We start from the raw sequence: 10,007 nt of genomic DNA, 5'->3' as shown, positions 1-10,007 counted from the left end.
CGAAGGGCGTGCCCATGTCGATCGGCAGGCAGCGGCCGGCATCGCACCGCGCCAGCGTGAGGTCGAGCGTGAGGCCGCGGCTGTGGCCCGAGGTCTCGGCGATGTAGCTGCCCAGAAGCGTGGATTTGTCGACGTCCGGATAGTGCGCCCGCTTGCTGCGAGGGTCGTCCGACCCGTGCGCCCATTCCACGAAATGCCGTACCGCGCGCTGCGGGCGGTAGCAGTCGAACACGTGGAGCACGTAGCCGTCCTGCGCGAGATCGTGGGCCACCTGCGCCAGCGCGTCGGCGGCGGGGCGTAGCAGCAGGCACTTGGGCGCCTCGTAGCCGCGCACCGGCGCACCGACGAAGTTGTCGCGGCCGGCGTAGCGGATGTCGAGCTGCAGCGCCGGGATCGCGCGGCCTGCGTCGACCAGCGGCGCGCCCGCGGTGGGCGTCGACGCCGCGCAGCCCGACAGCAGTAGGGTCAGGCCGGCCAGCGCGAGCGCCGTGCGGGAAACGCGCGGCGCGCCGACGTGCATGTTCGTGGCGGAAACGAGTGTCGGCATGGCGAACCTGCATCGGACCCGGACGCTATCGTGCAGATCGCGCGGCGGCGAGGGAAGGGCGGTCGCCGTTCGATGCCGATGTTCGTGCGCTCGCGCACGGATGGATGCGCACGATGACGTCGCGGTCCGTGCGGCGCCCGGCGCGATGCCGCCGCCGCGCAGGACATCGCGACGTCCGGAAGGCTGCGAATGTTCCACGACGCATCGAGGCGGCAGCCGATGGCCCTTGGGCGCGACACGCGCGTTCGAGGCGCCGATCCGCGCCCACGGCCCCGGATATTGAACCGGTTCACCCACGTCTCGCGACGCGGCTTGCGGGCGTTCCGGCCCTGCGTTTCCATACACCGGGGAACAGGGGATTCGTCATGCAGTCAGCCGCAGCCTATGGGGCGCTCGTCGAGCGCCTCGAACGCCAGTCGCGCGAAGCGCCGACGCTCTACCGGTTCAAGCTCGCCGTGCTGGCCTGCTTCGGATTCGCCGTGCTCGGCGGCTCCGCGCTGCTGGCCATCGGCATGTCCGCGGGCCTGGTGGTCGGCCTCGCCCTGATCAGTCCGATCCTGCTGCTGAAGCTGGTCAAGATCGTCTGGGTGCCGGTGGCGTTCGGCTGGTTCCTGCTCAAGGCGCTGTGGGTGCGCTTCGATCCGCCGGACGGGTATCGGCTCCGGCCGGACGAAGCCCCCGGGTTGTTCGCGGAAGTCGAGCGCCTGCGGCGCGAGACGGGTGCGCCGAAACTCGCCGCGATCCTCATCGACGCCGACCTCAACGCGGCCGCGGCCAGCGTGCCGCGCGCGTCCGGGCTGCTGGGCTACACGCATTACCTCGTGCTCGGCCTGCCGCTGCTGCAGTTGCTGAGCCGCGAGCAGATGCTGGCCGTCATCGCCCATGAACTCGGGCATTTCGGCGGCCGCCACAGCCGGTTCGCGGGATGGATCTACCGCGTGCGCGTGAGCTGGTACCGCGTGCTGTGGGCGCTCGACCAGAGCGGTTCGTCGCTGACGCGCATCTACCGCAGGTTCTTCAACTGGTACGCGCCGTTCTTCAACGCGTACAGCTTCACGCTGGCGCGGGCGAACGAGTACCAGGCCGACGCCGCCGCCGCGCGCGTGCTCGGCGCGTCCACCACCGGCGCCGCGCTGGTGCGCGTGCACCTGGGGAGCGAGCGGCTCGATCGCGACTTCTGGCCGTCGGTGCGCGCGATGAATCACGAGCTGCCGGCGCCGCCCGCACGGCTTTACCGCGACATGGGCGCGCAGCTGCGACGCGCGACCGCGCACGACGCCGACCGCCTCGCCGCGGCGCTCGCCGTCGACGCGGGCCACGACGACACGCATCCCAGCCTGGCGCAGCGCCTCGCGGCACTGGGCGTCGAGGCCGCGTCGTTCGACGAGCCACCGGAGTCGGCCGCGGATGCGCTGCTGGGCCCCTTGGCCGCCGAACTGGAGGCGCGTTTGAGCCAGGAGTGGCACGACAGCGTCGAGCAGGCCTGGCAGTCGAACCATCGCGAGCACCACGCGGGCATTACCCGGCTCGCGGCGCTCGAGGCGCTCGCGGAGCGCGATGCCGACGGGCTCTGCGAGTACGCCCGGCTGGTCGACGACCTGCGTCCCGATACCGACGCCGTCCCGCTGTTCGCGCAGGCCGTGGCCGCCGCCCCGGACGACGCCTACTCGCGGTTCCGGCTGGGCGTGCTGCTGCTCGATCGCGGTGACGCCGCGGGTGTCGATCACGTCCGCGCGGCGATGGCGCTCGATCCCGACGCCGTCGAGGTGGGGGCCGCGGTGCTCTCGCGCCACTTCGCGGCGCTTGGCGACGCCGACGGCCAGCAGGCGGCGGTCGACGCGGTGGAGGCATTGCACGCTGCGCGCGCCGCGTCCGTGCGCGAGCGCGGCCGCGTCACCGTCCGCGACGTGTATGCGCCGCACGGGCTCGACGCCGCGCAACTCGACACCTTCGCGCGGCAGATGCGCGCCCTCGATACCGTCAAGCGGGCGTGGGTCGTGCGCAAGCACGTCACCGACGACGCGAGCGAACCGCCGCACTTCGTCGTGCTGATCGCCTGGCGCGGCTTCGTGTTCGCCGAGCAGGGCAACCTCAAGCGGATCGTGGATGCGCTCGACCTGCCGGGTTCGCTGATCGTCATCACCGCCCCGCACCAGCGCAAGGTCGCCCGGCGCGTGCGCGCAGCGGCGGGCGAGCCGACGTTCGTGCGCTGAACGCGGCGCGCCGCAGCGGCCGGCAGGCCGTGCGCGGTGTCGTGGCAGCGCCCTGGAACGCAAAAACCCCGCCGACGGCGGGGTTTTTCTTCGCGCCGGCATCGTTGCCGGTCCGCATGGACACTGGTGGCTATGGGTGGACTCGAACCACCGACCCCAGCATTATGAGTGCTGTGCTCTAACCGGCTGAGCTACATAGCCATGCGGTGAACCGCGAATTCTTCCGGTTCGACCGGCGGCTGTCAATCGCCCGATCACCGCCGGTATTCGCTTGTTGTCGACGGTACCCCGTGGCAGAGTCGGGCGCAGTGGCCTTCGTGCCTGCAGATTCGAGGTCCGCATCGTGATCGATCCGGACGGCTACCGCCCCAACGTGGGCATCGTCCTCATGAACACCGACGGTCGGGTGTTCTGGGCCCGGCGTGTCCATCGGGACGGCTGGCAGTTCCCACAGGGCGGGATGAACACCGACGAGACGCCCGTGGAGGCGATGTACCGGGAGCTCCAGGAGGAGACCGGCCTGCTGCCCCACCACGTCGAGGTGCTCGCCGCGACGCCCGGCTGGCTGCGCTACCGGCTGCCCCCGCGCGCGGTGCGCCGGCGCGACCGGCTGGTCTGCATCGGGCAGAAGCAGGTCTGGTTCCTCCTGCAGCTCACGGGCGCCGAATCGGATGTCCGCCTCGACGCCACCGACAAGCCCGAGTTCGACCACTGGCGCTGGGTCGATTTCTGGTACCCGCTCGACCACGTCGTGACGTTCAAGCGCGGCGTCTACTCGCGCGCCCTGCGCCACCTCGCGCCGACGGCGCGTCGCATCGCCGGCCCGACCGCGGTGCCGCCGCCGCTGCCCGACCCGCGCGACGTCCGCGGCCGGCCGCAGAACCGCCAGCGGCCGCGCGCCTCCGGCGGCCCGCCCCGTGGCGCCGCGGCTGAACCGTCGCCTAATTGACAATCATTCGCATTTGGGCGATCGTGGGCACGGTTCAACGCGCGACTTCCCGCCCATGTACGTCTGCATCTGCAATGGCGTCACCGACCGCGACATCCGGCAGGCCGCCGAGGCCGGCTGCCGCACGATGCCCGAGCTGACCATGCGCACCGGCGCCGGCTCCACCTGCGGCAGCTGCATCGAGATGGCGACCGCGATCCTGGACGAGACGCTCGCCGCGCGCGCAGGCCGATGCCGTGCCGCTTCCGATGCTGTCGGTCGCCGCCTAGCGCCTTTCGCGCCGCGCGCGCGGGCACGGTTAAAGTGCGGGTTCCGCAGCACGGAGCCGGTCCATGAAGGGCGACGCCAAGGTCATCGAATTCCTCAATCGCGCGCTCTACAACGAGCTGACCGCGATCAACCAGTACTTCCTGCACGCCAAGATGCTGAAGAACTGGGGGTTGAAGGAACTCGCCGACCACGAGTACGAAGAATCGATCGACGAGATGAAGCACGCGGACAAGCTGTCCGAACGCATCCTCTTCCTCGACGGCCTGCCGAACTTCCAGGCGCTGGGCAAGCTCAAGATCGGCGAGAACCCGCGCGAGGTCATGACCTGCGACCTCGCCCTCGAATACGAGGCGCTGCCGCTGCTGCGCGAGGCGATCGCGCACTGCGAGCAGGTGAGCGACTTCGTCAGCCGCCAGCTCTTCGCCGACATCCTCGAATCCGAGGAAGAACACATCGACTGGATCGAGACGCAGCTCTCGCTGATGGATCGCCTCGGCGACGCGCTGTACCTGCAGCGCAAGATGGAAGGCTGACGCGCGAGTCCGTCCCGCGCCGCCGGCTACGCGACGCGCCGGCGCGGTGGCCTGCCGCGCAATACCGCGCGCACGCGCCGCCACAGCCATGCGAGCGCCAGCGCGACGAGCAGGCTGAGCAGCAGCACCAGCGCGAACGCCGCGAGCGGATGCGCGATCAGCAGCGCGAGGATGCCGAGCGTGGCCGCGTCCTCGCCGGCCGAAGCGGTCCAGTTGGTCACCGGCTCCGGCGATGCATTGAGCAGTGCGCGCGTGCCGGCCTTCAGACCGTGGCTGGCGAACGCGACGCCCGCGCCCGTCGCCAATGCACCCGCGCCGAGATGGCCGTCGGGCGACAACGCCGCCGCGGCGAGGAATGCGCCCGCGGGCACGCGCAGCAGCGTGTGCACCAGATCCCACGCCGAATCGACGCCCGGGATCTTGTCGGCGAAGAATTCGATCAGCGCGAGCAGGCCCGCCGCGCCCAGCACCCAGGGGGATTGGGTGACCTGCAGCGCCGGCGGCAGGTGCATCCAGCCCAGCGCGCCGGCCACGCCGATGCCGAACACGGTGAGGTAGACACGCACGCCGGCGAGCCAGGCGAGCACGAGGCCGAGGGCGAACAGGGGCGCTTCGGGCATGGCGGTCTCCGGCGGCCGTAGCGCCCATGGAAACGCCGCGCCCGTGCAGGCGCCGTGGGCATACTGCGCGGACCGTCGCTTCGCCGGACCGCCCATGGCCACGCCCCCGACACCGCCCCATGCCGCCCGCGCGGGCATCGGGCTCATCGCCGCCCTGCTGGTCTTCCTGCTGGCCCTGCTGTTCGGCGCCTGGGGCGTGTGGCAGGTCGCGCGGAGCACGCACGCGCCGGCCTGCGACGCCGGCGCCAACGACGAGCTCGCGCAACGGGTGACCACGCTCGCGCGCTCCGACCAGGTCAGCCGCGAGGCCAACACCCGCCTGCAGGCCACGCTGGCCGAGCGCGAGGAACAGATCGCGCAGCTGCGCGCGGACGTCGACTTCTACGAGCGCCTCGTCGGCGCCACCGGCCAGCGCCACGGCCTCACCGTGCATGCGCTGCGCATGAGCCGCCAGCCCGGCGGGGCCTGGCATTTCACCGCGGGGCTCACGCAGAACCTCGACCGCGGCGGCGTCAGCAGCGGCACCGTCGAGCTCGCCGTCGAAGGCAGCGAGCAGGGCCGGTTGCGCACGCTCGACTGGGCCGCGCTGCGCCAGCAGCCGCGCGCGGCCGGCGTGCCGTACTCCGTCCGCTACTTCGAGGAGGTGCAGGGCGACGTATTCCTGCCGGCGGGGTTCACGCCCTCGCGCGTGCTGGTGCGGCTGCATCCGCGCGGCGGCGGCACGGTCGAGCATGCCGTCACCTGGGCCGATGCCACCGCCGCCGGCGCGGCCAACCCGTGAGCGCGCGGAAAGCAGCGTCGCGGCGCATTGGCCGGGCGTTCGGCGACCCGCTGGTATCCTGACGCCATGGACATCATCGACCTCCCGACGGCCCCGGGTTACCAGACGCTCGAGCGCCCGCTGGTGTTCACGCCGGCGGCCGCCGGCAAGGTGCGCCAGCTCATCGACGAGGAAGGCAACGACGCGCTCAAGCTGCGCGTCTACATCCAGGGCGGCGGCTGCTCGGGCTTCCAGTACGGCTTCGAGTTCGACGAGGCCAAGGCCGAGGACGACCTCGCGGTCGAGACCGACGGCGTGACGCTGCTCGTCGATCCGCTCTCGCTGCAGTACCTGATGGGCGCGGAAGTGGACTACACCGAGAGCCTGCACGGCGCGCAGTTCGTGATCCGGAATCCGAACGCGAAGACCACCTGCGGCTGCGGATCCTCGTTCTCCGCATGACGACGCACGCCGACGCGCCGTATTCGCTCGTCGGCTTAGATCCCTGCCTCGCGCCGCTCGACCGCGCCGACGCGCTGCGCGGCGATGCGAACGCGCTCGCCGGCGCGTGGCCGCAGGCCTGGGTGCTGCGCATCGACGGCGAAGGCCGCGCGGCCGGCGATGCCGAGCACGGCCCGTCACTGCGGCGCGGCACCGACTGGCCCGCGATGCCGGCAGGCGCCGACTTCCTCGGCCTCGCCGACGACGGCACCGCCTGGTTCGCCACGACGCTTGACGACGACGCGCCGCGCATCGACCTGCGCAGCGCCGCGCATGCGTGGCCGCTGCGCGAGGCCTCCGCCTTCGCCACCGCGCACGCGCTTCACCACTGGCACCTGCGCCATCGCTACTGCGGCAGCTGCGGCGGCGGCGTGGAGTTCGTGCGCGGCGGTTGGCTCGGCCGTTGCCTGCACTGCGGGCGCGAGCATTACCCGCGCACCGACCCCGCGGTGATCGTCGCCGCCAGCGACGGCGAGCGCCTGCTGATGGGTCGCCAGGCCGCGTGGCCGCCACGCCGGCATTCGGTGATCGCCGGCTTCGTCGAACCCGGCGAAACGCTCGAGCAGGCGGTGGCGCGCGAAGTGATGGAGGAAACCGGCATCCGCATCACGCGCTGCCGTTACCTGGGTTCGCAGCCGTGGCCGATGCCGACCTCGCTGATGCTGGGCTTCATCGCCGATGCCGATCTGGGCGAGGTGGCGTGCACCGACGAGCTGGAGTCCGCGCGCTGGTTCACGCGCGAGGAGATCGTGGAGGCGCTCGAGGCCGAAGCGCGTGGCGATACCGACGCGTCGCCGTTCCTGCTGCCGTCGTCCATTTCGATCGCGCACTGGCTGGTGCGCGAATGGCTGCGCGAAACCGCCTGAGGCCTAGATCGGCGCGAGCGCGGTGAACGGCGCCCAGGGCAGGTTGCGCAGCACGCCGAAGACCAGCACCGCGACGAGCCAGAAACGCCCGGCGTAAACGATGGAGCGCATGCGGCCGCGCAACAGGCGTCGATCGTAGTGGGTGTCGAGCGCGATCGCGCCCAGCACCGGCAGGCCCGCGAGCGCCAGCACGTTCATCGACGCCGCGCGCGCGACGTCGCCGTGCACCAGCGCGTGCAGCATGCGCGTCAGGCCGCAGCCCGGGCAGTAGTAGCCCGTGACCAGCCGGAACAGGCAGGGCGGGAACAGGCTGCCCGGCGCGCTCGGATCGAAGTTCCACAGCAGCCACGCACCGATCGCGGCGACGGCGAGCGCCGTCGCCGCGAGGCCGGCGCGGGGCAGGCGATCGATCACCGGCCGCGTGCGGCCTGCATCTGCTGCAGGGTTTCCATGTAGCCGGCCATGCCGCCGGTCGCGAACGAAACGATCGAGAGCAGCACGCCGAGGATCACCAGGCCGGTGCCGATCCAGCACCAGAGCTTGGCGGCGTCCGACGAACGCTGCGCTTCGGCGAAGTCGCCGCGATCGAGCGCGCCGTTGACCTTGGCCGCGAACACGATGCCGACGATGCCGGGGATCGCGCCGACGCCGCAGCAGAAGCACAGCCCGAGGATGGCGACGATGATCGCCCACACCATGTAGTTGGGCACGGGCACGCCACCGGCCTGGGGCGGCGGCATCGGCGGCGGTGGCGGGTGGATCGGTGGCGGCGTGCTCATGGGCGATTCCTTGGCAGGGATAGGGTGGAAAGCGAGCCGTGCGGGCGGCCTCGGCCGATGCTAGCAGTGCGCCGCGTCACGCGGCAGCGCCGCGCAGCGCGCGGACCTGCGCTTCCAGCGACGCCACCGTCGCCTCCGTCGGCGACACCGGCGGCGCCGCGATCACCTCGACATGCGCGCGTACGCGCCGCGGCAGGCGCATGCGTCCGAGGCGGCCGTCGCGGCGGCTCCACATGCTCGACCACATGCCGCGCAGTGCCATCGGCACCACCGGCACGGGGCGGCGCGCCAGCACCTTCGCGATGCCCGACTTGAACGGCGCGATCCCGCCGTCCTTGGTCAATGCGCCTTCCGGGAAGATCGCCACCAGCTCACCGTCGGCCAGCGCCGCGTCGATCGCATCGAACGCGCGCTGCATCAGCGCCGGGTCTTCCTTCGAGCCCGCGATCGGAATCGCCTTGGCGCTGCGGAAGATCCAGCGCATCACCGGGATCTCGAAGATGCGGTAGTACATGACGAAGCGCACCGGCCGCGGGATCGCCGCCGCCAGGATCAGCGCGTCCATGTAGCTCACGTGGTTGCAGACGATGATCGCCGGGCCTTCGTCCGGCACGTGCTCGATGCCGTGCGCGCGCAGGCGGTACAGCGTGCGCACCAGCACCCAGCTGAGAAAGCGCATCGCGAACTCCGGCACGATGCTCAGGATCCAGATCATCACCAGCGCATTGGCGATCGCGAGCGCGAGGACCAGCTTAGGCGTCGACCAGTCGAACGCGCGCTGCAGGCCGAGCGAGCCCAGCGCCGCCACCACGATGAACACCGAGTTCTGGATGTTCATCGCGGCGATCACCCGCGACAGCTCGGCCTTCGGCGTGCGGCTCTGGATCAGCGCGAACAGCGGCACCACGAAGATGCCCGCCGACAGGCCCACGCCCGCCAAGGCGATCGCGATGCGCAGCCCACCCGGCTGGGACAGGAACTCGCGCAGGGGCAGGTCGGTGGCGGGCACCGTGCCGGTGCGCGCGAAATACAGGTCGAGCAGGAACGCCGTGATGCCGAACGCACCCACCGGCACCAGCCCGATCTCGACCGTGCGCGCCGACAGCTTCTCGCACAGCACCGAGCCGATGCCGGTGCCGATCGAGAACAGCGCGAGCGCGAACAGGTACAGGCGCGCGCCGCCCAGGTGCAGCTCGGCATAGGCCGGCAGCTGCGAGGTGAGTACCGTGCCGACGAACCAGAACCACGACACGCCGAGGATCGCGTTGCGCACCGCGAGCTGCTTGCGCGCCATGCGCAGCATCGCGATCGACTCGGGAAACGGATTGAAGCGGATGCGCAGCTCCGGCGCGTTCGCCTCGGCGACCGGGATCGACCGGCTGACCAGGTAACCCGCCACCGCAAGGCCCAGCACCGCGCCCGCCGCGATCATCGGCGCCGACGCATGGCCCGAGGCGTAGATGCCGCCGCCCGCGAGCATGCCGAGCAGGATCGCGACCGAGGTGCCCATCTCCACCAGCCCGTTGCCGCCGGTGAGTTCCTCGGGCTTCAGCACCGCGGGCAGGATCGAATACTTCACCGGCCCGAACAGCGTGGCGTGCACGCCGGTGAGGAACAGCGCCACCATCAACAGCGGCAGGTTCTTCATCAGGAACCCCGCCGCCGCCAGCGCCATCACCGCGATGCCGAACAGGTTCACCGCGCGGATCAGCCGCGACTTCTCGTACTTCTCGGCGATCTGCCCCGCCACCGAAGAGAACAGGAAGAACGGCAGGATGAACACCGCGGGCGCGAGGCTCGCGTAGGTCGTCATGGTGCTCGCGCCGACGGCGAGGAAACCCAGCAGGCCGATGATCGCCTGCCGGTAGACGTTGTCGTTGAACGCGCCGAGGGCCTGCGTCAGGAAGAACGGCGCGAAGCGCCGCTGCCGCAGCAGCTCGAACTGGTTGTGCGCCATGCGCGATCGCCT

At 71.3% G+C, this 10,007-nt stretch carries 11 protein-coding genes, 1 tRNA gene and 1 pseudogene; 7 read left to right on the top strand and 6 right to left on the bottom strand.

Annotated features, from left to right (window positions below):
- On the bottom strand, positions 1–547 hold a 547-nt coding region (locus E4F61_RS06220; protein ID WP_238382819.1), incomplete at its 3' end, for a M15 family metallopeptidase.
- Positions 548–912: 365 nt separating this feature from the next.
- On the opposite strand from E4F61_RS06220, the gene E4F61_RS06215 reads away from it, so the two are divergent.
- Positions 913–2,760, top strand: coding sequence for a M48 family metallopeptidase (locus E4F61_RS06215; RefSeq protein WP_162301424.1), 1,848 nt, complete (start codon positions 913–915; stop codon positions 2,758–2,760).
- A 124-nt stretch (positions 2,761–2,884) separates the two neighbouring features.
- Here the strand turns inward: E4F61_RS06215 and E4F61_RS06210 are convergent.
- Positions 2,885–2,961 (bottom strand) — tRNA-Met (locus E4F61_RS06210).
- Between the two features lie 142 nt (positions 2,962–3,103).
- On the opposite strand from E4F61_RS06210, the gene E4F61_RS06205 reads away from it, so the two are divergent.
- The 3 genes and pseudogenes from E4F61_RS06205 (at position 3,104) to bfr (ending at position 4,512) form a co-directional block, all read left to right on the top strand.
- Positions 3,104–3,709, top strand: coding sequence for an RNA pyrophosphohydrolase (locus E4F61_RS06205; protein ID WP_133478803.1), 606 nt, complete (start codon positions 3,104–3,106; stop codon positions 3,707–3,709).
- A gap of 55 nt (positions 3,710–3,764) precedes the next feature.
- Positions 3,765–3,978, top strand: a pseudogene (locus tag E4F61_RS06200) (bacterioferritin-associated ferredoxin).
- Positions 3,979–4,041: 63 nt separating this feature from the next.
- Entirely contained in the window at positions 4,042–4,512 is a 471-nt protein-coding gene (gene bfr / locus E4F61_RS06195; RefSeq protein WP_133478802.1) for a bacterioferritin, read from the top strand.
- 26 nt (positions 4,513–4,538) lie between these two features.
- On the opposite strand, the gene E4F61_RS06190 is transcribed toward bfr, so the two are convergent.
- Positions 4,539–5,132 (bottom strand): DUF4126 domain-containing protein, encoded by a 594-nt coding sequence (locus E4F61_RS06190; protein ID WP_133478801.1) that lies wholly within the window; start codon positions 5,130–5,132, stop codon positions 4,539–4,541.
- A 94-nt stretch (positions 5,133–5,226) separates the two neighbouring features.
- Here E4F61_RS06190 and E4F61_RS06185 point away from each other — a divergent pair, with 94 nt between their 5' ends.
- From E4F61_RS06185 to nudC, 3 genes are all read left to right on the top strand, one after another.
- Entirely contained in the window at positions 5,227–5,913 is a 687-nt protein-coding gene (locus E4F61_RS06185) for a DUF6776 family protein (protein ID WP_238382817.1), read from the top strand.
- A gap of 66 nt (positions 5,914–5,979) precedes the next feature.
- Complete coding sequence (erpA, locus tag E4F61_RS06180) at positions 5,980–6,354, top strand: iron-sulfur cluster insertion protein ErpA (RefSeq protein ID WP_133478800.1); 375 nt, start codon at positions 5,980–5,982, stop codon at positions 6,352–6,354.
- Positions 6,351–7,259 carry an NAD(+) diphosphatase gene (nudC, locus tag E4F61_RS06175; RefSeq protein WP_133478798.1) on the top strand — a complete coding sequence of 303 codons (909 nt, stop codon included), beginning with the start codon at positions 6,351–6,353 and terminating at the stop codon, positions 7,257–7,259. Before erpA ends, nudC begins: the two co-directional genes overlap by 4 nt.
- A gap of 3 nt (positions 7,260–7,262) precedes the next feature.
- On the opposite strand, the gene E4F61_RS06170 is transcribed toward nudC, so the two are convergent.
- The 3 genes from E4F61_RS06170 to E4F61_RS06160 all read right to left on the bottom strand — a co-directional run bounded on the left by E4F61_RS06170 (position 7,263) and on the right by E4F61_RS06160 (position 9,995).
- Positions 7,263–7,673: a DUF2752 domain-containing protein gene (locus E4F61_RS06170; RefSeq protein ID WP_162301423.1), complete on the bottom strand. Its 411-nt coding sequence runs from the start codon at positions 7,671–7,673 to the stop codon at positions 7,263–7,265.
- A complete protein-coding gene (locus E4F61_RS06165; RefSeq protein ID WP_133478796.1) occupies positions 7,670–8,038 on the bottom strand; it encodes a CD225/dispanin family protein in 369 nt (122 codons plus the stop codon). The genes E4F61_RS06170 and E4F61_RS06165 overlap by 4 nt, the downstream gene beginning before the upstream one ends.
- A gap of 76 nt (positions 8,039–8,114) precedes the next feature.
- Positions 8,115–9,995: an MFS transporter gene (locus tag E4F61_RS06160; RefSeq protein WP_133478795.1), complete on the bottom strand. Its 1,881-nt coding sequence runs from the start codon at positions 9,993–9,995 to the stop codon at positions 8,115–8,117.
- Between the last annotated feature and the right edge of the window lie 12 nt (positions 9,996–10,007).

The organism is Cognatilysobacter segetis, from assembly GCF_004359965.1.
In the GTDB taxonomy this organism is placed as follows: Bacteria; Pseudomonadota; Gammaproteobacteria; order Xanthomonadales; family Xanthomonadaceae; genus Cognatilysobacter; species Cognatilysobacter segetis.
Note: the sequence above shows the minus strand (reverse complement) of the source record. Positions and strands in the feature narration are given on the sequence as shown.